This is a genomic window from Duganella fentianensis (assembly GCF_009857835.1).
GTDB lineage: Bacteria > Pseudomonadota > Gammaproteobacteria > Burkholderiales > Burkholderiaceae_D > Rugamonas > Rugamonas fentianensis.
This window is the reverse complement of the sequence record NZ_WWCL01000001.1, coordinates 1,522,864-1,546,771: the sequence shown is the minus strand read 5'-3', so window position 1 is coordinate 1,546,771 and position 23,908 is coordinate 1,522,864. Positions and strand designations below refer to the sequence as shown.

General features: G+C 55.9%; 20 protein-coding genes. 6 read left to right on the top strand and 14 right to left on the bottom strand.

What is annotated here, in order from left to right; translation table 11 throughout:
* Positions 1-57 precede the first annotated feature (57 nt).
* Positions 58-951: a DUF535 family protein gene (locus GTP23_RS06760; RefSeq protein WP_161034375.1), complete on the top strand. Its 894-nt coding sequence runs from the start codon at positions 58-60 to the stop codon at positions 949-951.
* Here GTP23_RS06760 and GTP23_RS06755 read toward each other — a convergent pair.
* On the bottom strand, positions 888-1,556 hold the full coding sequence (locus GTP23_RS06755) for a hypothetical protein (protein ID WP_161034374.1): 669 nt from the start codon (positions 1,554-1,556) through the stop codon (positions 888-890). The genes GTP23_RS06760 and GTP23_RS06755 overlap by 64 nt on opposite strands.
* A 108-nt stretch (positions 1,557-1,664) precedes the next feature.
* On the opposite strand from GTP23_RS06755, the gene GTP23_RS06750 reads away from it, so the two are divergent.
* A complete protein-coding gene (locus GTP23_RS06750) occupies positions 1,665-2,771 on the top strand; it encodes a GGDEF domain-containing protein (RefSeq protein ID WP_161034373.1) in 1,107 nt (368 codons plus the stop codon).
* 44 nt (positions 2,772-2,815) lie between these two features.
* Here the strand turns inward: GTP23_RS06750 and GTP23_RS06745 are convergent, their stop codons facing one another.
* The 12 genes from GTP23_RS06745 to GTP23_RS06690 all read right to left on the bottom strand — a co-directional run bounded on the left by GTP23_RS06745 (position 2,816) and on the right by GTP23_RS06690 (position 18,924).
* A complete protein-coding gene (locus GTP23_RS06745; RefSeq protein WP_161034372.1) occupies positions 2,816-4,597 on the bottom strand; it encodes an AI-2E family transporter in 1,782 nt (593 codons plus the stop codon).
* Between the two features lie 195 nt (positions 4,598-4,792).
* Positions 4,793-5,776: a WD40/YVTN/BNR-like repeat-containing protein gene (locus GTP23_RS06740; protein WP_161034371.1), complete on the bottom strand. Its 984-nt coding sequence runs from the start codon at positions 5,774-5,776 to the stop codon at positions 4,793-4,795.
* A 10-nt stretch (positions 5,777-5,786) separates the two neighbouring features.
* Positions 5,787-8,165 (bottom strand): efflux RND transporter permease subunit, encoded by a 2,379-nt coding sequence (locus GTP23_RS06735; protein ID WP_161034370.1) that lies wholly within the window; start codon positions 8,163-8,165, stop codon positions 5,787-5,789.
* Positions 8,165-10,075 (bottom strand): DUF1302 domain-containing protein, encoded by a 1,911-nt coding sequence (locus GTP23_RS06730; RefSeq protein ID WP_161034369.1) that lies wholly within the window; start codon positions 10,073-10,075, stop codon positions 8,165-8,167. The genes GTP23_RS06735 and GTP23_RS06730 overlap by 1 nt, the downstream gene beginning before the upstream one ends.
* A gap of 27 nt (positions 10,076-10,102) precedes the next feature.
* Positions 10,103-11,512, bottom strand: coding sequence for a DUF1329 domain-containing protein (locus tag GTP23_RS06725; protein ID WP_371866836.1), 1,410 nt, complete (start codon positions 11,510-11,512; stop codon positions 10,103-10,105).
* A 176-nt stretch (positions 11,513-11,688) separates the two neighbouring features.
* Positions 11,689-12,375, bottom strand: coding sequence for a hypothetical protein (locus GTP23_RS06720; RefSeq protein WP_161034368.1), 687 nt, complete (start codon positions 12,373-12,375; stop codon positions 11,689-11,691).
* A gap of 277 nt (positions 12,376-12,652) precedes the next feature.
* Positions 12,653-13,444 (bottom strand): TetR/AcrR family transcriptional regulator, encoded by a 792-nt coding sequence (locus GTP23_RS06715; RefSeq protein WP_229255941.1) that lies wholly within the window; start codon positions 13,442-13,444, stop codon positions 12,653-12,655.
* 247 nt (positions 13,445-13,691) lie between these two features.
* Positions 13,692-14,426: a hypothetical protein gene (locus GTP23_RS06710; RefSeq protein WP_161034367.1), complete on the bottom strand. Its 735-nt coding sequence runs from the start codon at positions 14,424-14,426 to the stop codon at positions 13,692-13,694.
* Between the two features lie 93 nt (positions 14,427-14,519).
* Complete coding sequence (locus GTP23_RS06705) at positions 14,520-15,200, bottom strand: c-type cytochrome (RefSeq protein ID WP_229256001.1); 681 nt, start codon at positions 15,198-15,200, stop codon at positions 14,520-14,522.
* Complete coding sequence (locus GTP23_RS06700; RefSeq protein ID WP_161034365.1) at positions 15,200-16,693, bottom strand: flavin monoamine oxidase family protein; 1,494 nt, start codon at positions 16,691-16,693, stop codon at positions 15,200-15,202. The genes GTP23_RS06705 and GTP23_RS06700 overlap by 1 nt, the downstream gene beginning before the upstream one ends.
* 57 nt (positions 16,694-16,750) lie before the next feature.
* A complete protein-coding gene (locus tag GTP23_RS06695; RefSeq protein ID WP_161034364.1) occupies positions 16,751-17,431 on the bottom strand; it encodes a c-type cytochrome in 681 nt (226 codons plus the stop codon).
* Positions 17,431-18,924 carry a flavin monoamine oxidase family protein gene (locus GTP23_RS06690; RefSeq protein WP_161034363.1) on the bottom strand — a complete coding sequence of 498 codons (1,494 nt, stop codon included), beginning with the start codon at positions 18,922-18,924 and terminating at the stop codon, positions 17,431-17,433. The genes GTP23_RS06695 and GTP23_RS06690 overlap by 1 nt, the downstream gene beginning before the upstream one ends.
* 479 nt (positions 18,925-19,403) lie before the next feature.
* On the opposite strand from GTP23_RS06690, the gene GTP23_RS06685 reads away from it, so the two are divergent.
* Both GTP23_RS06685 and GTP23_RS06680 read left to right on the top strand, forming a co-directional pair.
* On the top strand, positions 19,404-19,649 hold the full coding sequence (locus GTP23_RS06685; protein WP_161034362.1) for a DUF7661 family protein: 246 nt from the start codon (positions 19,404-19,406) through the stop codon (positions 19,647-19,649).
* A gap of 48 nt (positions 19,650-19,697) precedes the next feature.
* Entirely contained in the window at positions 19,698-20,111 is a 414-nt protein-coding gene (locus tag GTP23_RS06680) for a hypothetical protein (protein WP_161034361.1), read from the top strand.
* 160 nt (positions 20,112-20,271) lie between these two features.
* Here the strand turns inward: GTP23_RS06680 and GTP23_RS06675 are convergent, their stop codons facing one another.
* Positions 20,272-21,252 (bottom strand): AraC family transcriptional regulator ligand-binding domain-containing protein, encoded by a 981-nt coding sequence (locus tag GTP23_RS06675; RefSeq protein ID WP_267874486.1) that lies wholly within the window; start codon positions 21,250-21,252, stop codon positions 20,272-20,274.
* Positions 21,253-21,400: 148 nt separating this feature from the next.
* On the opposite strand from GTP23_RS06675, the gene GTP23_RS06670 reads away from it, so the two are divergent.
* On the top strand, positions 21,401-22,894 hold the full coding sequence (locus tag GTP23_RS06670) for a flavin-containing monooxygenase (protein WP_161034359.1): 1,494 nt from the start codon (positions 21,401-21,403) through the stop codon (positions 22,892-22,894).
* Positions 22,891-23,799, top strand: a complete 909-nt coding sequence (locus GTP23_RS06665; RefSeq protein ID WP_161034358.1) for an alpha/beta hydrolase — start codon at positions 22,891-22,893, stop codon at positions 23,797-23,799. The genes GTP23_RS06670 and GTP23_RS06665 overlap by 4 nt, the downstream gene beginning before the upstream one ends.
* Positions 23,800-23,908 lie beyond the last annotated feature (109 nt).

Here is a 23,908-nt window from a genome sequence, read left to right as displayed (position 1 = left end):
CCTTGGGCAAGCTTCGGGGTGCGCTCCCGTTGCTTGCCATTTTTTTTGGCAAACGATATGCCCGAACAAATTACCATTCGATCCGCCGTGACCCATCTTTCGGGCTGGCAAAGAACCAGCGCATTTATCAAACTGGGACTGCGCGCAACCTATAACTGGCGCATCAGCAAAGCCTGGCTAATCCTGATCAACTCGCACCCACTGCTGCGTGAACTATCACAGAGAAAGCCGCGTCTGATCCTGAAAGTCTACCGCCCCTATCTGAGTCTGGCCCTACCGGCCGTGCAGCGTCTGGAGGCCTTGCGCGATCATTATTGCTTCGTGCTGGCCAGCGGCCTGGGTCCGTTGACGCTGCTAGCGGCACGGCGGCCGGCCATATTGGCGAACACCTTGGGAAAATCTGGCAGCCAGCTGCAATTAAGACTGGCAGCAGTTGATCCCATGGAACGCGAAGGAGAGCTGGTGATTCAGCTATACAAAGATAGTGAACTCATCTGCAGTTGTGCATTTTCCTTTATTGCGGGAGAACACGGCATGGTGTTGGCCATAGGCTGCCTGCAAGGCCCCAAAGTCCCTCATGGACGCCAGCTGGTTCGCACTACCACGCGCGAACTGCATGGACTACGTCCGAAGACACTACTGGTGCGTCTGTTGGCCCATCTGGGCCACCACCAACGCTGTGCGGGCGTGCGTCTGGTCGGGAATAAAAATCGCGTGGTGCTCGCTGCATTAAAAAAGGGCAAAGTCCACGCAGACTATGACGCCTTGTGGCGCGAACTGCAGGCTTACCCGCGGCTCGACGGTGACTTCGAACTGGCTTGCGAGCAAATTCAAGCGCCCTGCCTGATCACGATTCCCTCGAAGAAACGAGCCGAAGTAAGGCGCCGTCACGAAATGCTGGAGACGCTGGCACGTACTGTTTGCGGCGTCATTACGCGTTCCAGCGCATAGACCGCGTAGTACAGCTGCACGCACAGAAAGCTGGCGGAAATAGTCTCGAACAGCAGGTACGGCATATCATTGCGCGCAAATTCGATACTGCCGTTGCCCGCCAGGACAGCAACCACCTGGGCTGAAACGACCATCACCTGGATGCCTATTGCATGCACGAATTCGCCCGCCCGCAGCAGACGCGTGGCTAAGTACCAGAGAAATACGGTCAATGCACTCCAGGCGCACAGGCGCACCACCACTCTGATCCCTGTCAGATTGACTTTTGTTTCCAGTAAGATGGCACATAGCAACACGGTCCAGAGGATGCCCGCACTCAGCCACCGCGCAGGGCGGAACTGGTGCGTCACCGCCAGCATACCCAGTACCACGAGCACAGGCAGGGCCATACCCTTCAAGGCACCATCGCACAGCCGAGACAATGTATAGGCCTTGGGCTCTTCATATACACCGTAGAACAGGAAACATATGCCTGAGAAGGCTAGCAGCCCGGCCAGATCACCCAGCAAAAAATGTCTACGCCCCCACAGCGCCAGACCGGAAATGCCTGCCACTACCACTAGCACGATGGCGGCAAGTGACTCACTAAAGGTATGCTGATCCATTGCAACTCCTGCTTTGTCATACATCAAAATCACATAGTACCAAACTAGGACATTCGACCAAATATAGTTTTGGAGTAAGATCGTAAAAAAATATTGTGGAGAAACATAATGACGACCGTCAAAGAAATTCTTCTTTGCAATTTCGACAATGATTATCTCCAGAAAAAATTCCGTGCATATCGCCTGCAGACAGCGCTCGTCATTTTGCTGACGGCGGTAATGGGCGCGAGCGAATGGATCGTCGATCACGCCATAGACCCGGCCGCCGCATCCGGGCTCATCTGGATGCGGCTGGCCTATGTCTGGCTATTGATTCCTGCCTGGGCTATCAGACGCGCGCCCAGCCATCGGAGTGCCACCCTGATGGCGCTGCTCACACTCCTGCTTGCACAAATCCACGATATCGCCATCCTGCGCCAGCTCGACGGCGGGCTCAGCACAGCGGTCATGAGCTTCGTTTTCTACCCTCTGGCCGTGACACTGCTATGTCTGGGCTTCTCTATCTTTGTCAACTGGCTGGCCCTTGCGCTGGTCACGCTGAGCCCCTTCGCTCTGGCAGCCACCGGCTGGCTCAGCGAACTTCCCAACAAACTCTATGGTCTGATCATCTGGCCGACATCGATCTTCCTCGCCTGCATCTGCGTCACATTTGCCATGGGCTATCATCGCCGCTATCTGCTGGAACGCGCTCTGGAAGACGCATCCAATACGGATGCCCTGACCGGCGTGGCAAATCGCCGCCATTTCCAGCATCTACTACAACGTGAAACTTCACGTCTGCTACGTTTGGCGCAACCATGCGCGCTACTGATGCTCGATATCGATCACTTCAAGCGCATTAATGATAATTTTGGCCACCCCACCGGTGACCGTGTCATCAAAGCACTGGCTGACGCCTGCACGCTGAACACCCGAGACGTAGACGAAGTCGCCCGCCTCGGGGGCGAAGAATTTGCAGTTCTTATGCCCGGTTCCACTACCGAGGGGGCCATCCATCTGGCCGAGCGCATCCGACAATATATCGAAACTATGGGCTTTCGCGACGACCTAGGCCACGTAATACCGTGGACCGTGAGTATCGGCGTGGCGAGTCTGGAAAACAGTGAACAGTCCATGGCCAGTATCGAATCGCTGGGCGAGCAGCTTATCGGCAACGCTGACGCTGCCCTGTATGCGGCAAAAAATGCTGGGCGCAATTGCGTGAAATCGCTATAAGGCAAGGGGGTTGTACTCAGTCCTGCCCACTCGACCGAATAGCACTACTGCCCGTTACTTGGCGTAACAAATGCCAGCGCCTCCTCAAACGTCTGCAACACCAGATCGACATGAGCGACCACTTCCGCCGGGTCCACGGACACCTCTTCACGGGGGCGGATAGTCACTACGGGCGCCTCTGGTATGGCTTGGCGTAGCTCGGCTACCGCATTTAGCCATACCGCCAAATCACTCTCCACAGGATAGGCCACGAAGATAGTCGAGACCAGTTGGTCCGCGTCTGGTTCGTCAGCATCGGCAGCCCCTGTAGGATCGATGACGTAGCTGCGAGCGTCAAGCTGCGCAGCACGAAACACCAGCACCAGCAGCTCGCTCATGAATTCCTCACGCACACTTGGTAGCGTGGTCGACAAGATCACCGAGCGCGCGGGAACATCTAGCGAGCCCTGCCAGCGCCCCAGTCGTTCCTCCCTGCGATGGCGCAAATGCGCGCCGATGTTCTCGTTGAGGAGCGAAATTCTGCGCCCTTTGAAGCGGCTCTGCACGGTGCCCGTTGCCAGCGTATCCGCCACCATGGCCACCGTGGAATGAAACTGCTCCTCCTGACTACCTAGCAGCCCAGCGCGCGCCAGCGCTATGCCAGGCAGCATCACCTTATCGCAGTAGCGTGCCAACGACGACTTGCGGACAAATGCCCTCGCATCATCGATGATGGCATCGGCTTCGCCGCTGAGCAAGCGATGATGGAAGCGCTGAGCATCATTCACATTGGGAGCCTCCGCAAAAAGGATGCTGATAGGTTCCAGGCCTTTGATGTAGCGACCGGCAACGACCAGACAAAGCGTCAGCGGGGTCGACAGCAGCAAGCCCAGTGGCCCCCAGATGGCCCCCCAGAATAAGGCGGAGACGATGACCCCGAGCGGCGACATACCCACACTCTGGCCATACACACGCGGTTCGACAACATGAGCAACCAGTAACTCAAGCAGAAGGAATAACGCCATTGCGTAGATTGCCAGAGACCAGCCCGGATCTACCGCAGCGGCAAAAAGGGCAATCGAGGCGCCGGCGATCAGCGCGCCAATATACGGAACAAACCGTAATGCAGCACACAAGCTCCCCCATAAAGCCGCATGAGGAATGCTGATTAGCCAGAGGCCGACGGCAACTACGACGCCGAACAGGACATTGAGCACCAACTGGGTAAAGAAGAAACGCGAAACGCCCTCGGCCGCATCCTCCAGTCCTTTTATCGTGCGCCCCACTTCGCGCTGGCCTACCAGTCGCAACAACCTGTCGCGCAGATTTTCCCGATCCAGCAATATGAATATCAGCAAAACCAATATGAGAAAAGCCTCTCCCAAGGGGCCGGAAACCACGCCAACCGCTTTAGCGATAGAATCACTGGTGCTGACACGTTCACGGATTTCTACGGGGATAGGGTTGGGGCCTGCCACAAGCTGGGCATTATTGGCCGCGCTATCGATCCAGTGTGGTGCCAGCCGTGCGAGCGGATGCTGCACCAGCTCCTCGAGTGCCTTGGATTTGTTGCGGATCTCCGCACTATATTGCGGTAAATCCGTTGTGAGCGCCAACACATTGGCACCCAGTACTGTGAACGCGGTGACAAACAGGACGATGACGAACCCGAGCGCTGTGAACGTCGCATTGATCCGTGATAATCCGACCCGCCCAAGCGCACGAATCAGCGGCGCTAGCGCCAGACTCAGCACAAGTGCCGTCACAATCGGCTGCATGACATCCTGTGAGAAATACAGAATTCCAAGTACGCTAGCCGCACTCAACGCAAAATTCATCTTCTTCATGCCAGAACTCCAAATCAGAGAGATAGCTGAGTGTACACGCCTACTCTGCAAGAAATACACCAAACTCTGCTGAGCAGTTTACTTACACTTGCTCAACAAAAAAGAAACTCGCAGTCGGCAATCAACGTCGCCGCACCTGCGAGTGAAATCAAAGCAATGCGATCGCATCGACCGCACTCATATCAAACTAGTACTTCAGGGCGCTATCTGACCAGCAAGAGACAACAGCACCAGATGTTGCTTGCCGTCATCAATGGCCGCTGTGAGGGGCTCGCGTTCCGGCCGCTGCCGCAATCTAAAGGTCTGCCCAGCATCTGTACTCTGCAACACCGTTCCGGCCATACCCACCACCGTTACAGCATTGTTGGCATAGGCCGCAATGCCTGTCAGCGACTCCGTGGTTCCCGTCGCGACTTCCTCCCAGTGATGGCCATCATCGCGGCTACGGTAAAGATGTCCCCGCATGCCGCATACCAGCAGCGTACCGTCCGCCATAGCTGCGCCATGCCACAGGGAACCCTGACTCCCCATCTGCTGCGCCGCCCAGGTTTTACCGTGATCACTAGAACGGTAGATCACGCCGGCCTCGGCGGCAATGAACAGGGTTCCCTGCGCGGATGAGAAGACGTGATAGAGATGGTGGTCGGTATTGTCCCCTTCGCCGATATGGCCCTGTGTCCAGCTACTGCCACCGTCCTGCGTTTCCAGTACCCAGCCGTACAGTCCAACGGCGATACCGTGCGACAGCGTATCGAAGTGCAGTGCCAGTATGGGTTGCTCCTGCCCGGGCAGCGCGTGCCGTAGGGCCCATGTCTCGCCACCGTCGCGGGTCGCCAGTACGACGCCATCATGCCCGGCGGCATATCCGACTCGCTCGTCAAGAAACTGCACGCTAGTCAGCATCACCCGTACCGGCACCAACTTGGCCTGGCGGAAGCGCACCCCGTCATCGGACAGCAGGATCACGCCATGATCGCCAACGGCCACAATACGCTGACCGGCCCGCGCCGCTGCCAGCAGCGGCGCCTGACTGGCATGGGACACGATCCGCGCTGGCTGGAGCGTCGGCCAGTTGCTGCGTTTCGCTGGCACTGGGCTCGCAGCCAATTCGCCCGCTGCCTTGGATCCTGCCAGCACCAGCATCAACACCAGCATCATCAAAAATTTAGACACCTGCATAATTCATTCCTCAGTGTTGTAAGATCGCTGGCATATATACGGGGCCTTTCCGAGGGATCAGCCACTCCAGTACCGCAGCAAATGCCGGCAGCAGCGTAATGGCCATCACCATGTTCACGAGGAACATAAATGTCAGTAATGCCCCCATGTCTGCCTGAAATTTGAGGCTGGAGAACGTCCAGGTTGCAACCCCTACAGAAAGCGTGATAGCAGTGAATACGGTGGCGAGGCCGGTTTCCGCCAATGCCTGTTCCAGTGCGCGAGTGAAAGCACTTCCCTGTGCCAGATGCACTTGCAAGCGGTTATAGATATAGAAAGCATAGTCAACCCCTATCCCGACTGCCAGCACCATCACGGGCAGCGTCGCTACCGTCAGACCGATTTCGAGCTCTTTCATGAACCAGTAGCCTATCCATGTCGCTACGGTCAGCGGCAAACAGCAAGCAATCATTGCGCGCCAGTCCCGATAGACCAGGAATACCAGCGCCAGAATGGCGAAGTAGACGTATAGCATCATCGGTGTCTCGGCATGTTCCAGTACTTCATTGGTAGCCGCCTGTACCCCGGCATTGCCGCTGGCCAGACGCAGGCTGACGCCATCCAGGTGATTGGTACGGGAAAACTCCTTGACTGCTTCGATCACGCTCTTGATCGTGGTGGCCCGATGATCTGGCAGATACAGATTGACGCCCTGCACGCGGCAATCGCCCGAGGACAGGCCGGCAATGCGGTTATTGACGCCAGCAAATTGCGAGCCCAGTCCGCGCGGATCGCGGGTGACGGTGGTCAGCTTAGGGTTACCCTCATTCAAACCCGCGTTGTAGAGCTTCAACTGCCCTGCCAGAGCGTCGACGGACACCACGCCGGGGACACCGCGCATATACCATGCGAACTCATCGATATACAGCATCTGGTCTACCCGCGAGCAGACTTCTCCGTGGACTTGCGGATGGGCTTCGAACACTACGGTAAGCCAATCCAGACCGACATCAAAGCGCTCGACAATTGCGGCCGCATCGCGGTTATAGCGCGACTCCACCCGCAATTCTGGCGCACCCGGCTGCAGGCTGCCGATATGGCGTCCCTGACTTTGCCAGAACGCCACGGCGAACACCGCACAGCCTGCCATCGTGACGATCAGTGCATTACGCGGCCGGGCAATCCGTGCAATCGCCTGTAGCCAGCCATTATGTTTCTCGCGCCGATCCAGCGCAGCGCGTGCATACGCTGGGGTGAAGTGGAAGAACGATGCTGCGACAGGCAGCATCATCAGATTGGTCAAGATTTTATAGGCCATACCGATCGCCGCCGTAATGGCCAGCTCGCGGATCATGGGGATGGGGATCAGGATCAGCGTAATGAAGCTAACCAGGGCCGTAATCAGTGCCAGTGAGCCGGGAATCAGCAAACCGGTGAAACTATGGCGCGCAGCCGTGGCCGAATCTGCACCGTTGGCCACCTCGCGCATGATGAAGTTAATCTGCTGAATGCCATGCGAGACACCGATAGCAAATACCAGAAACGGTACCAGTATGGCCAGCGGATCCAGCCCGAAGCCAAGCCAGTGCAGCGTCCCGAACTGCCAGACCAGCGAGGTCAGCGAACATACCAGCGGCAGCAGGGTCAGACGGATCGAGCGGCAATACCAGTAGACCGAAAGACCGGTGAGCACGAAGGCAATCACAAAGAACTTCATCACCTCGTCCGAACGATCAGCAATATCCCCGATCTGCTTGGCGAAACCGATGATCTCGATCTCCACCTCAGGATTCTCGAAGGCACGACGGACTTTCTCTTCCAGCATCCGGTTGAAGGCAATATAGTCCAGTTGCTGTCCTGTACGAGGGTCGGTGTCCGAGAGCTCGGCAGTTATCAGAGCACTGGTCTGGTCACGCGCGACCAGCGTGCCGATGTGCCCGCCAGCAGTCGCACGCTGACGCATTTGCCCGATGACCTCCGGGTTCAGCTTCTCCGGAACGATATCGCCACCGGCCACCGGTTCGGCGCGAAAGCCATCCTCGGTGATTTCGGTGAAGAATACATTCGGAGTCCACAGCGAGGTCACACTGGTGCGCTGCACGCCGGGCAAGTACGTCACCGCATCGGTCACCTTGAGCAATTGCGTGAGCACTGCCGAATTCCAGACATTGCCTTTGCGTGCATGGACGGCAATAGTGAGCCGGTTAGCACCGAACAGTTGGGCACGATACTGTTCAAAGGTCTGGATGTACTCGTGCCCCTTGGGCATTTGTTTCTCGAAGCCAGCGCTCAACTGCAGACGCATGGCGAACACGCCCATCAGCAAGGTCATACCCGCTAGTAGGAGAAGGAAGAGACGGCGATATCCGAACAGCGCAGTTTCAAGACGGGCAATGATAGTAGTAAGCATTAGAAGGATGACGCCATACTGAAGGAAACAAAATTACGATCACGCATAGGATTGACCGCGCCACCGCCCCAATTTTTGGTGTAGTCGAGTCGCAGCTTTGTTTCCGGTTTGACCTTGAGGTCGACCGTCATGCCCAGCACTGCCGCTCCCGCTCCCTTAATAAAACCCGGCTGCGCTGTGGCGGACAGGCCTGACAGTCCCTGTGACACAGCGAGATCAGGCGTCAGCGATGCACGGGTACCGAAGACATTGGGATACGTCAGCGAGGCCGCAAACACCATGCCCCACGACGTCTTGGTCGGCAGGCTGTAATCGGCACTGACAGCGTAAGGCACCGTGCCGTTCAGACGTAGCTTGGGATAATAGGCGAGTGCGGTTTCCGCCGAGATCGTGCCTTCACTGGCGCCCGATGCCCGCAGCAAGCCCCCCAGCATGCCGGACGGCGAAAGAATATGTATTCCGGTCAAGTGCAACTGGTAGTGTTGCGTATCCACCCAGCCGCGGCACTCACTACCGAGTGGTGCGGCGCTAAAGTCTGCCAAAGCATTGCAGTAATGCTTATTGCGGGGATCGATTACCGCAGTGGGATCTATGGTGACACCATCGCGTGGACGGAACGACAGTTCCGAGCCGATCACCCATTCACCCGCCTGCAAATTGTAGGAAATGCCGAACAGATCGCGATGCGTACCATAATCGAGCGCCGCCTCAAGACCGAACGGGTTAGCCGAAGTACCACTGACCCGGTATTTGACGAAGGGAACCTTGTCGTCATAACGGATATAGTAGAGTCCCATCTCGTCCCCACTTTCGGCGAAGCGATGCCGGACAGCGATACCGCCCTGTCCATTGTGCGGTGCGTGTTCGCCTACGCGTGGAATCACGGTACCGCTACCCAAGATCGCCCCGGCCGGATTGACTGCCGGATCGGCCAGTTCTGCAGCACTGAGGCGGCGACCGTAGGGCAAACCGGTCTGCGGATTTATCCCTATATTGAGCGTTGCAGGATTTCCGATGGTGCCGGCTGGGAATGGCTCCAGCCCAAACCGGGCTACCGCAGCATTCAAGGCCGAGGTCGGCAAATAGATGCCGCGTCCGCCATTACCGGCGAAGTTCGTGGTGGAAAAGAACGTTCCCGGCGCATCAAACGTATAGCGATTCCACTTCCACTGATAGAAGGCTTCAACTCCCCATCCTTCTGCCAGCGAACTGCTAAATGACAGCATCGGTGCGGGAATGAAGAGGTTTTTCAGCGGGGTACCGGGTTGGTGCGCGGTCGGTACATAAAGGGCATTGATCGAATTCACGCCGCCTGCAATGAAGAGATCCTCGCCCCAGCTCAAGACCTGATTACCAACGCGGACGCGAGCCTGCTGCGCGCCAAAGTCGAACTCTTTAGTTACATAGGCATCCAGCCAGCGGGGGTTACTGACCGCAAAGTCCCGTGCCGCGCTATCGAGCGGTGCGCGGGTGCTCCGGTCCACTGCGAAATCATGATTTGCGACGCCCCGTAGCAAACCACTCCAGCCATCGCTAGCTTTGACGTACAGTTCGGCACTGTATTGCAGATTAGCGGATACCACCTGCCCTTTGCCATAGCGCAAATTGCCGAGATCCTGGTTCAAGCGCAGCGTATCGAGGTTGACGGCAAATACGGCCGGATTCGACAATTGCAGCGGCGTCGCGGCATCCCCCACACAGCCGCCGTTGTCATTGCCGAGATTGCGGCAATCGGCCGATGAGGTGCGTGCAATCATACCGAACGAGATGGTCGAATCGAGATTGACAACCCAGCCATTCTGCATGGTCCATTCTGCGCCATAGGCAGTCCCGGCCGAGAGCACTGCCAGTACCGCACTGACCGCTATCCGGCGTGCCGGGAGCGTATTGGTCTTTACTAGTAATTTCATCTCACTGTCCCTCAGGATGCGTATGGTTTAACGGGTGGTAGCACGACGCAGGCCGTCCGGCTCGAACGTTGCAGCCTTAAGCCGCCCCTCGCGCGCAGCCAGCCAGTCGGTGTCTTTGCCACCGCCTATGACGCGATCAAGCAATACACGCCCGCTAACGTGATCGAAACTACTGTTGGCACCAGAGACGCAGGCGGGAATCTCCCAGGCCATGTAGGGCCCCATCTCGGCAGTACGCCACACTTTTCCTTGCGCATCGAACATGTCGGCCACGAGGATGGTCCAGCTGTCCTCATCGATGTAGAACATACGTTTCGGGAAGGTATGGCGCATCCCCTCTTTAAGCGTAGCTTCCACCACCCAAGTACGATGTAACTCGTAGCGTGTCAGATCGCGGCTGAAGAATTTGGGTTTGACGACATCGGCCACCTTCTGGCTTGGCGAATTGAGCTGATAAGTGTTGTAGGGAACGTAGAGCTCCTTTTTTCCTAGCAGCTTCCAGTTATACCGGTCTAGTGGACCGTTGAACTGGAAGTATTGATCGACCACTTCCAGATTCTCCGTATTCAATACCGGGGCGTCATACTGGTAGGTCGGCGCGCGCCGCACACGACGCTGACTGGCGAAGTAGAGCCAGACATCATTAGGCTTGGCAAAGTTATACTGTGCTAGCGTCGCATCGCCGGCAATCGAAGGGGGCGCCGTATAGACGTTTAGCAACTGATACTCGATCCCGCGCGCATCAGCTAGACCTTTATTCGATGGCGACCACATCGGAGACATTTCAAACTCGTCCTGCACGATGGCTTCGCCGATGCTGTCACCGCCTTTAGGCGGAATATAGCTGGCAAAGTGGGCGACAAAGCCCTCCCCTTTCCAGTTCAGCTTATGGTTCCAAATGACCTCGGCACCGTTACGCGGCAATGGGAATGGCACGGCCGCCCCAATCGCCTCAGCGATTTCATACCCGTTATCGGCTAGCTTGGCATTCGCCGCATTTTTCCGCGTCCGGTCATAGAAGAAGTCAGGATAACCGCAAGAGCGGTGGGTTGGGTAGATGTCCATCCGGTATCCGGGAACGGTCTTGATCATTTCAATCTGGCCAGCGGCCAGCTTGTCCTTGTAGCGGTCAACGTTGGTCGCATCGATAGAGAATTGACGCTTGTCGTTGCCGTACGGATCTGGCCGCGGCGCACCCACGCGCCAGCCTTGTGGCGCCTTCATGTCGCCGCCAGTCCACGCAGGAATGCTGCCGTCTTTGTTACCGGCCCGGTCAGCACCGACTGGCGTCAACTCCTTGCCCAGTCTAGCCACGTCCACCTCCCCGCCTGCCGCCTGCGCGAAACCACCAGATACCAGCGCCATGCCCAATATAGCCAATGCTCTATTCACCACTTTCTCCTTTTTATATACCACCATCGCCGCAATAAAATTCACCACCAGTTGATGTAGGACATATTACCAAAGATAGGACAAGCAAATAAATAATTGAATCAAAATACAACACTTGCCATGAGCTCGCAGTACTTATACGCACAAATAAAAAAGCCCGGCAGCTTGCGGCTACCGGGCAAAACCATCCTTCGGAGGGATGGCGGAGATCAATCAGTGCTTCAATTTCCTGGATAGGTGCTGTCTTTGGATACGGCTTTACGGGCGCTGGCAACGGTGTACTGATGACGCTCCAGCGCGCAATAGGCAAAGTAAAGCGAAATGCCAAGCAAGGACCAGGTCAACATAGCGAAGGTGTAAAAGATGGCGTGATCATCATCACCGGGGATGCGGTAGAAGTCATAGGTCCCAGCAATGGCTTGGCCGCAGACCATGGAAACCGCGACGCTCAGCGCATGAAAACGTTCATTTACCTCAAGCAGCTGCCGTATCAGCAACAGCAGATAAAGGGAGAAGGTGCTCCAGGCCACCAAATAGAAATAAGGCTTCACTACCGTGAGCGCGTCGGTGGTCCAGATAATCACGGTGACCACCAGTCCGACGAGAAATAGCATCACGTCGGCAAAAATTGTGGGCTTGAAACGGTGCGTGACGGCCATGAGTCCGATGACACCGATCACCGGTATGCCGAAGCTGCGGGAAAAGGCATCACAGAACAGCGAGATTTTGAGAAAAAGCGGCGCTTCAGTCAGCGCATTGATCAGCAGATTCGTCGCGGAGAAAGTCACCACCAGCCATTCGGCACCCAGTAGGTAATTCCTTTTCTTGAGCAACTTTCGCCCGAGGATGTACGAAGACACGATCAGAACAATGTCGGCGAAACAGTAAAAATAGTATTTAAGTTCCATAACTAACCTAATGATGAGCAAATGATCAGGGTGCAAGCGTCTGCACAAGCGGCATGAATTGTTCAGTTCAGAGGCATCCGGTAGCCCAGGCGCCACCATCGTGTCTTGATCAGCAGTGCCATAAGAGACCAAACTGGCGAATCTGGTCTCCGCTGAACAACCAAACATAAAGTAGGTACATCGTACCAAACTTAGGACATTAAACCAAACAAAAGTTAAAAAAAAACGACAGGCTCTGCTGTCGTTTTTCTACCGTACCCAAATCGATAAGACCGAACTAGGTCAATAAACTATCTCCCAAGATACATTCAGCTGCAGCACGGAACTTTGCATCGAGCCCACGTGTATAGTGACGTTTACGACGTCCTGCACCAAGCTGGAAATTGATGCCATCGGCCAGCGCAATCAACAAGGTAGCACGATGCAGGCAATCGGCGGCGGTATAGTGCGGATATGCGCGCCGGATCACGTGTGCCACCTCGTTGGTCAAGGTCTCATACCATTCGTCCAGCAGGCGGGAACATTCCGGATCGATGACGGCAAACGATACAAAATGCCACCATAGTGCGGTTGCTTCTGCATCCTTGGCTTCCCGCAGCGATCGGACAGCCAGCCCCTCGAGTGTTTCCCTAGCAGGCGCACCACTATTGAACGCTGCCCGCAATTCCACTAGATAAGCCTCGATCTGCGGCTCGATAACGGCACGCAAAACCGATAATCGGGTAGGAAAATAATACTGCAAGTTGCTGATACTGATACCAGCACGGGCCGCGACTTCACGCAGTGAGAATTCCAGACTGCCACCTTCCAGCAGTACTGTCCTGGCAACAGCAACAATCGCATTGCGGGTGCGCAGGCCTTGGGCACGTAGACCAGCCGTCGCAACTTCGCTCGCGACGGCTGGTACAGTGTTACGCTTTTTCCGTGTAGGCTTTTCGGCGGGTTCTTTTGCTGATGTCATTGTCGTAAAGAGTGATAGATAACATCCCATTGTTTGGTATGTATACCAAAAAGTCAATGCCGCGCACATCGACAGCGCAAAGCACATCACCACTGCAAATGCTCCCATTGCGCAGACAGAATTACGCGAACCAATTCCTGGCCAAAGGCTGGCACACTGACTAGACCATGCCCGGCCACGACATTTCAAGGCAAGGACGATAGCATCCGCCCTCGCTTGCAACATCTCGCGCTGACCACTTGCCCTGCTCCGGCGTTCTAGCATCTTTAAGGCCGATACAGACTCCGAACTCTCAGCAGCACAGGTGCCCGCGGCAGATGTTCACAGCATGAAGGTCTTGTCACGCTACCTCGCTTCAAATAGCCTGTCCGCGGGGCGCGTCCTTAAGCGACGTAGACACAGGTTGTAGGCGCAATAGATTCAGTCCAAACAGAAGCAACCAAAGCGGATGGATTAGCAATGTCAGCATCTGCACCGACATCGCGAAGTCACGACGGCCAAGTAGATTCAGCAGAAATTCAATCCCAAACAGCGCCACATCGAATTTTAGCAGGCCACCATAGCCCCACCTCTCCGCCTTAAGATACTTTGCTGCCGTAGCTCCCCAGATCATCAACACGGGAGCTTCGATATTCCAGATACCTTGAGCCGCATTTTGTAGAGCCGTCCATGTTGCCTGGGCCGCTGCAACACCTGCCGCATCATGACCGGTATACAGCGTCGCCAATCCGGGCAAAGTCAGATTCAACATCCCGGCACCGACCATACCGAGCAAGGCGTAAGCCACCAGACTCACCAGCGCAATATCAGCGTCGACGCCCATGCGCTGACGCATGCGCTGCCAAAGAAAGCCCCCGACCACGAGAAATGGGATGTACCAGCCCAGAATATCCGCCCACATCCCCAGTCGATAGAGATTCTGCGCCTCGGCCGAGAATGCCAGCATCGAGACGGGGTTCTCCGCTGCATCGAAGTCGAATCCGGCAGCGGCCATCAGCAGTATGGCCATGGTCCATGCCAGTATCGCCCCCACCACAGCGACTCGTCCGGCAAAGCGCTGTGAGTCACTGCTTGCGATTTTTTGTAACATGCTTAAATTCCTTGAAATGATGCTGCGACTGCAGCGCAAAAAGTATCCGCACGCCAGCATGCACGTGCGGACTGACTTACAACGTAGCCAGACCTAGCGGCTGGCCAGGAAGTGCCCCAGATCCTCGATGTCGCCAGATGAAAGATTGGCAGCGATCGCTGGCATAGCGCCCGAGGCATCGTGCCGCACCCCACTCTTGAAGTTGGTCAGCTGGTCCACCAGATAGTCATAACTCTGGCCAGCAAGACGCGGATAGGTGTCACGCCCCTCTAACTTTTGCCCATGGCAGGCCACACAATTTCCTGACTTGACCAACGCCTCGCCGCGCGCCACCTTTACCGCATCGGCATGGAACGTCATATTCGGGCGTGGCGTCATCTTGGCAAAGCGGCTGACCATAGTGTCCATGTCCTGTTCGGACAAACCGAGTGCAAATGGTGTCATGGTCGGGTCGTGACGCTCGCCATTGGCAAACCCGGTCAGCTGCTTCTTCAGATAGGCCGCCGGTTGCCCTGCCAAGCGAGGGTAAAGCTGGGTACGTGCATTGCCTTGCATACCGTCGTGGCAGTAAATGCAGGCATCACTGGCACGTGGCCACGGCCCCGCTGCCTGGGTAGCCTCGCGCGAGATGGTATCGATCTCATTGCTGATGCGTAGTAGCGCATACAGATTGGGACCGTACATCACGCCGACTATGAGGGCCGCAGCGAACAACCCATATACCAGCCATGACCACTTACGCTTGACGGGTATCGCAGTTTTCTTCCGATGCATCACGACTTACCTCCTGCCACCGCTTGCAGCGCCTGCAGCGCCGCCTGATGCCCCGAACGAACCGCACCATCCATATAGCCGGCCCAGATATCGGCCGTCTCCGTGCCCGACCAGATCAGACGCCCCAGCGGCGGATGCAGCGCTTCACCATACTTGGTCAGGAAGCCCGGCGGCATAGGCGAAACACAAGTCAGCGTCCACTTGTCAGCTTTACGCCAGTCATGCTCGTGGTAGGCAATCGGGTGTAGTGCTTCCTCCCCAAATGCCTGTGCATAGACCTTGGACAGCTCTGCCTCCGCCTGCTTGGGGTCAGAGGGCAGCATACTGATGTGAACAAAGGCGTTGATGACACCGAAGGACAGATCCTCCGGCGAATTGTCATACGCCCATAGCACAGGCCCCTGGGGCTGGAAGATCCAGCCATTGAGTCCCTTGTCGCGCCAGAAAGGACGCTTGTACACGAGTGCAGTCTTGCGGCCCGGTGCGAATGCAGGCCAGCGTCGCTGCATTTCACGGCGCTTTTCCGGCAAGGGCGGATCAAATGCGATCTGCTGGCACAGCGGCGGCGAGAGCGCCATAATCACACTGCGGGCACGTACCACGCCCTGAGGCGTGTGTATGATGACAGGGCCACTGTCCCAGTTCTCGATGCGCAATACCGGACTCGACAGCCGGACCTTGTCGCCCAGAGCCTCCGCCATTTTGATCGACAGTATCTGTGAACCGCCGGAAATCCGGGTCTCTTGCGCACCGCCCTTGACCGCCTCCAGCCGGTCGTAATTGCACTCGGCTGAATTGACCATCGATAGCCAGTGCAGCAGTGAAATGCGGGCAGGTGAAGATCCGCCAGTGATCGCCAGGCCGGTAGACCAGCCGATCTGATCGTCAGGAGCAATTTTCTTCTTCACCAGCCAGTCACCCACCGACATCGAATCGAACTCCGCTGCACGGGGAGACTTCCAGGGAGCGCCGGAAGGCACGCTTCTGGCCAGTTTCTCCAACTCGTGTGCAATGTTCGGATCGGTACCAAAGCCTCCGTGTGTATCAATGCCGGCGCGCGCATTGCTGGCCAGCAGAGTCGTTTCCCCTTGCCAATAGGTGGGAAATGTCCCCACCCCGAGCTCGCGTGCCAGATCCGCCACCGCCGTCTGACCGGGACCTATCCACTGGCCGCCGGCCTCGGAAAAGTAGCCCTTGCCGAGATCGTGGTTAAGGGTCCTGCCACCGACCCGGTTACGTGCCTCGAGCACCACGAACGACTCACATCCTGCACGTCGCAAATCGCGCGCAGCCGTAAGCCCTGCCAGTCCGGCGCCGATGATGGCAACGTCGAGCACATCGCGCCCAGCACCCTGCGCGCTGGCGGCAGCGGCCGCCTGCGGTAGTACTGAGGCCGTCGCGGCAGCCGTCGCTGTTGCCGCCATACCCAGGAAACGGCGACGTGTCAGCCCTTCCTGCGTTTCATCCGCTTGTAGCGGTACATTGTCGTCCATGCTTATTCCAGCAAAAATTGAGTTAGAAATGCGCGATCTGTCATGGCTGCAACCGTCCTAGCGGCTTGCCAGGAATTGCGACACATCGTCCACGTCCTGCGCTGATAGCGCCGCCGCAATGGCTGCCATGGCACCACTACTCTCATGTCGCTCGCCACTCTTGAAACGTTTGAGCTGCTCGCGCAGATAGTCGTACCCCTGACCGGCCAGGCGAGGATAAACATCTTTTCCTTCGAACTTTGCACCATGACAGGATGCACAATTATTGGCTTTCACCAACGCTTCGCCTCGGGCGATACGCACACTCTCAACGTGTAGCGTGTCATTCGGCAGCGGCGTCATCTTGGAGAAATGGTTTGCCAGTCCAGCAATCTCCTGTGGTGACATACTTACGGCAAGCGAGGTCATCACTGGATTGCTGCGCTCACCGCTAGCGAATGCATTGAGCTGCTTGGCAATATAGGCTTCCGGTTGCCCGGCAAGACGGGCATAAGACTGTGCGCGCGCATTGCCATTGATGCCGTGACATGCAATACAGGCATCGCTGGCACGCGGCCACTTTCCGCCAACACGCGTGCTCTCTTCTGCGATCTTGTCAAACTCATGACTGAAACGGATCAGGCCGACCAGCTGAGGACCATAAATCGCGCCCGCCACAGTGACAGCTAATAGAAGTAGCCCCCCAATCAGCTTAAGCCGGCTGAAACCGCTACGCGGTGTATTGTTTGCTTTAGCCATTATGCTTTCCTCCCTGCACCAGCCTGCAATGCCAGGAGTGCTGCCTTATGACCGGAACGGATAGCACCATCCATGGTCGTGATCCAGATTTCCGCAGTCTCGGTACCGGCCCAGATCAAGCGACCGATAGACGGATGTAAGACATCACCATATTGCGTCAAGAATCCTGGCGGAATCGGCGAAGTACAGCTGAGTGACCAGCGGTCTACCCTACCCCAGTCCTGGTCGAAGAAGTGCAGTGGATGCATCGCTTCTTCGCCAAATACCCGCGCATAAATCTTGCACAGCTCGGTTTTTGCGTCTTGCGGATCCGATGGCAGCATACCGTTATTGATAAATGCGGAAATGACTCCTAACGATCCATCCTCTGGCGAGTTGTCGTAGCACCACTGCACCGGTCCATTCAGCTGAACGATCATGCCATTCAGCCCCTTGTCCTGCCAGAAAGCCTTCTTATAGACGTGGGCCGTCTTGCGCATGGGGGCATAGGCTGGCCAGCGACGTTGCATCTCACGTCGTTTCTCCGGCAGTGGCGGATCAAAAGTGATCTGCTGGCACAGCGACGGCGACAGCGCCACGATGACGCTGCGGGCACGGATAATACCTTGCGTGGTGTATATCGTTGCTGGACCGCTCTGCCAATTTTCAATCTTCATTACCGGCGAATTCATGCGTATCTTGTCGCTCAATGCTTCCGCCATTTTTATGGAGAGAATCTGAGAGCCGCCAGAAATACGACTCTCTTGCGCCCCTCCCTTGATAGCCTCAAGCTGTAAGTAATTACATCCGGCGGAATTAATCAGCGCAAGATAGTGCAGTAGCGACAACTTGTTTGGCGTCGTCCCCGTCGTCAGCTGCGCGCCCATTGCCCAGCCCAGTTGATCCGCCGGACTCAGGTTTTTCGTCGCCAGCCAGTCCGCCAAAGACATCGAATCAAACTCGCGCGCACGCTTCGCCGTCCACGGCGCCGCGCTCGGCACGCCCTTTGCGAGCTCCTCCAACTCCCGCCGCAGTTCCGGGTTGGTTTCAAAATATCCTTCGCAGTCAACCAGCGCAGTAATATCGCCGGCCATCATGCAGTACTTCCCCTCCCAACGGGTGAGGAAAGTACCGATCCCTAACTCACGAGCCAGATCGGCAATCGCCGTTTGCCCTGGACCTATCCACTGACCTCCAGCCTCGGAGAAGTAACCGTTACCGAGATCATGGTTGTACGTGCGCCCGCCGACACGATCACGCGCCTCGAGTATGACAAAGGACTCGCAACCGGCGCGGCGCAGATCGCGTGCCGCTGTCAGCCCCGCTAGACCTGCGCCTATGATTGCTACGTCAAGGACGTCACGTTCGCTACCTGCGACAGCGGAATTTGCCATGTTAGGCAGAATAGTCGCCGTGGCACCTGCCGTGACGCTCGCTGCGATGCCAAGAAATCCTCGCCGCGAAAGCGCCGGCTTATCCACTACCGCTTCTTTGTCAAATCCAGTACTGCACATTGTCTCTCCCACTGAAGTCACTCCCAATCTGATTTAGGACAAGAGCGCCGCGCCTTGCCTCAAGTAGGACAGAGTAACAAACTTAGGTCAAAAAGACAAACAAGTGTAAAAAATGAGACACCAGCGCCAATACCAGCCTGCCGGGCCAATATTGATGGATTTAGCCGGGCAGAGAATTTCCAGATGTGATAGCCGGATCCGCACTCAGGTAAAAGAGGAACTTGCGCTCTACGCAGGACATCGCGCAGCCAAGTACTGAGCAATCTCACGACTGCCGCCGCCTGTTCTCATGAATTAACGCCCCGCATCCTCACGAGGGGCTGCCCCTTTCTCCTATAGTTCGCCGCCATTCAGATGCGCACAGCCTCGGCGCTGCTAGCAGTGAGATTTCGCGCATTTTTCAAATGTGCAGGATGGTATCCTTTGGACATCGGCCGAGCTCTACCTCGGTTGGAGACACAGGGGATGAGGGAGTACTAGTGAAAGAATTGAGATTTAATATCTTCGGAAAGCTCATCGCCGTGAAAGGCTCATACGGCGCTTGGCAAGGCTACTACCTTGGGGCAGATGGAAAACGGAGGCCGGCAGATTTCATCGTGCCTAAAGATATTGAGGAATCCGAGCTATGTGAGTATTTAGCGGACCTCTACCATGAGAACGCCACACCAAGAAATTGCGATGCAAAGCAACTATTTGAAGTCAAGATTCGGCCATTAGCAGACTAACAGCATGGCTGAGCTTGTATTTTCGACCAACGTATACGCTGGGACCAAATGCCTTACGAACTCTCTTTTGTGAAATCTATAGCGCAGGTTGAGCGCGAAAGCTATTGCAATAACTGCTGTGTAGGTGGTGATTTGATCGCTGAGGCCTTGCTCCCTGCACTTACCCCACGTTATGGGGAACTAGACCCGATTGAGGAAGACTGGGGATGGCATATTGGGTTTAAGTACGCTGACGTCAAACTTGCGGTGGACATCTTTTGCGATGATCCTGACAAGGGCGAGTTTCGAGTTCATCTTACTAGTCGAGTTCGCGGATTCTTTGGAAGCAAAGTGCGCGACACTCCCGAACTAGAAATCCTAAAGCGAATGCTAATAGATGCTATTTCCGCTTGGGAGGACTACGTTCCTGCAGTAACCAAGCTCGACGAAAAATATTTTCCGATAACTGCCAACGTTGCTTAAGCCGCCTGCCGGAATAGACTACTGTCTCTCACGTGACGCTATGGTGAGTAATAAGATCAGGTAGTGACAGTAGTGACAGCAGTGAAAATACTTAAGGTACCGGGAAGCAAGTCCGTTTCAGGTATTCCCAGCAAATCCGTTAAAGGGAGTGCGCACCTAATCACGCATCTAAGGCAGGAATAGCTTCGCCGGCGCGTATCGCCATAGGTGTCGCGTTAAACCACAGTCGGCAGGCGCGCGAAAGCGCGGACTGGGCAGGAAAACCTAACATCAGCGCAATTTGACCAAGTGGCAGACGCGTGCCACATAAGTATTGCAGCATCAGCTGCTTGCGTACTTCGTCCTTGATCAGCTCAAAGCATACGCCCTCTTCTGCCAGACGGCGCTGGAGCGTGCGCGGATGCAGTGCCAGTAGTGCCGCGATACTCGTCTTGTTGCAACTGGTCGTGCCGAGTGTCCTTCTTAGTGCACTACGCACTCGTTCGGCAACTCCCTGCTCTGCAATGCCGAAAGTACGAAAGATATAGTCTTCGGCTACCTGACGGAACGAAGCATTCGCACCTTCCAGATTAGCAGCAAAGGTCTTACGCGAAATATACAACGTTGCACCAGTTGGCTCCTCCAGCAACCGAGTGGCGAAGAATCGCTCATAAACCGCGCGACTGACTATAGGCTGATGCGAAAGCGACACAGCACACAACTCATAATTAGCACCAGCAAACAGGCGCAAGAAATTGTGCGCATCGGCCAGACAGAGATCGCTATTCTGGCGCGTCACTGTCGGGCCTGGAATTCTAACCTCAACAGATACCGCTACGGTATCCTTTATCGGAGAGTTACGTTCATCGACCGAAACTATGATGCCTGGGCTTTGCACAAACAGATAGCGGATCACATCATTGAGTGCTTCCCGCACGGTCGGCGCGTTACGTATAACGATCGCCAGCGGCCCGAGCACCTCGATACTCTGGTACGCCGATAGTCGCAAACCGAAGTCCCCCAAACCCGTCGCCTCCGCACTAGCTTCCATCAAATGCGTCGCCGCGCGTAGCGACACCCACGCATCCTCCTGCCCCAGTAAGGCCGGGTCGATGTGATATCGACGCATCAGTGGCTCAGGATCACAGCCTAGCTCCCGCATCAGCACAGGATAACCGAGCAACCCTCTCGCGCGAACAGTAGGCTCCATGTCTCAAAATGTAAATAATTTGTCTCACTATGTCAAGCACCCTACTAATCAACTGGCTATAGTGCATTACGGTTAATAAACACATAAGGGAGACTTTCTAATGAAATCGCACTTTGACGTACTGATTATTGGCGCCGGCCTGTCTGGCATCGGCATGGCGTGCCACATGAAGCGTGAAAGCCCCGGCCGGCGTGTAGCCATCTTAGAACGGCGTCAGGCCATTGGCGGTACTTGGGATCTGTTCCGCTATCCAGGGATCCGCTCGGATTCGGACATGGTCACTTACGGCTACTCATTCAGGCCGTGGAATCAGCACAAGACGCTGGCTGACGGCCCCGCCATCCGCCAGTACATTGAAGATGCTGCACGCGAACACGGGGTCGATCGTCTGATCCGCTTTGGCACCATGATCGAGGGAGCCAACTGGTCGTCCGAACATCGATGCTGGACCATCAGCGCACACGACGTAGCGAGCGGTGAAAAACTCAGCTTTACCTGCAAACAGTTGGTCTCCTGCACGGGTTACTATAATCACGATCAGGGATATCTACCAACATTCCCTGGCGAAGAGAACTTCGCCGGCCTGCGCATACACCCGCAACATTGGCCGGAAAATCTCGACTATCGGAACAAGCGCATTGTCGTGATCGGTAGTGGTGCGACAGCCGTAACGCTGATACCGGCTATGGCCGAAACAGCCCAGCACATCACCATGCTCCAGCGCTCGCCAAGCTATGTCATGTCGGTGCCTGGCTACGATATAGCCGCTGCCGTGCTCAGTCGCATACTCCCGTTGAGCTGGGTGTATAGCATGGCGCGCTGGCGCAATTTACGTCTGCAGCAACTGATCTTTAAGGCCGCTCGTCGCTGGCCAGTAAAGGTACGCTCATGGTTGCTCAATCACGTCGAGAAACAGGTCGGCAAGGACGTCGACATGCGTCATTTCACCCCGAAATACAATCCATGGGACGAGCGCCTGTGCGCGGTACCTGATGGCGATCTGTTCCGGGTTTTACGAGAGGGCAAGGCATCTGTTGTAACCGACAAAATCAAGACATTCACTGAAAAAGGCATTCTGCTGGAGTCTGGGAAGCTGCTGGAAGCCGACATTATCATCACAGCAACCGGCCTGGTACTGCAATCATTGGGCGGCATGAACGTGTCCGTGGATGGAACCAAAGTCGAGCCCGGAAAGCTGCTGACCTATAAAGGCGTACTTCTGGAGAACGTTCCCAACTTTGCTTACTTGTTCGGCTATACCAACGCACCCTGGACAGTGAAGATCGAAATGTCGGCCAATTATCTGTGCCGACTTTGGGAGCACATGGAGAACTTGGGCAAAGATGTCGTCATCCCGCGCGCACCGGTCGGGCAGAAACTGGAAGAATCAGTTCTTTCATCGATACACGCTGGTTATGTCACACGCCGGCAGGAAATTCTCCCGCGTCAAGGACGTTCCTTGCCATGGCGCGTTGTCAACAACCTGAAGTCGGATCGAAACATGTTCCTGAACGACCCGGTCGGCGATGCCTCACTTGAACTCACCGGCCCAAGCAAGGCCAAGGTCGAGTCAATTAATCGCCGCGCGGCATGAGCGTTCTGCATATCGATTCGCTGTTTTCCAGTGAGGGGGTCAGTTGTATCGGCACCCTCATGCTGCCAACGGCAGCCCAGTGTCCTCCTCTCATCCTGATGGCTAACGGCTTTGGTGGAATTCGGATGGCGGCGCTCCCGCAGATCGCACAGCATTTTGTAAATGATGGGTATGCCGTGTTCTTCTTCGATTACCGCAATTTCGGTGACAGCGCGGGAGAGCCGCGGCACTGGATCAGCCCACGCCGCCATCTAGCGGACTGGAAGGCGGCGCTCAATCATGTGAGAAACTTCTCGAACATCGATGTAGATAACATCATCCTGTGGGGCACATCGTTCTCTGGCGGGCATGTTATCTGCACTGCTGCGCGCGAAGCAGGCATCCGTGCTGTTATCGCACAGGTACCACATGTCAGCGGGATCGCTAGCGTGCTGCAAGTGCCGCTGCATATCAGCACGAGACTGACGATTGCAGCGCTGCGCGACCGGATTGGTAGCCTGTTCGGCAAACCCCACTACAGCCGTATCGTGGGGCATCCGGGCGAACTGGCTGCATTGACCAGTCCGGAATGCTGGGATGGCTATGCAAAACTGAATCCGCCGGGGGCAGTTTGGGAAAATAAAGTACTGTCCCGCATCTTCCTGGAGCTACCGTTCTATAGTCCCATCCGATATGCACGAGAAGTACAAGTGCCTACACTGATTATTGCCGGCAGCCGAGACTCGGTCACCCCAGCCAGTGCTGCCGCTCGGACTGCACAACGGATACCCTTCTGCGAATTTCATCTTCTGGATGGAAACCACTTCGAGCTCCACCTGACGAGCGAGCAAGTGTGCCAGCAGAGCATAGCCCTACAGCTTGCCTTCCTGCGCAAACATATCCGCCAGCGCAGTTTCGCAAGCTGACTATCGGTGATATTGGGTCCGAGATGAAGACTACGTGGGATGCTCATCCTGCGTAGTCTCTCTTTTTTGTAGAAAAGGAAAAAGCTACTCAGGATGGGCGGAACCGAAA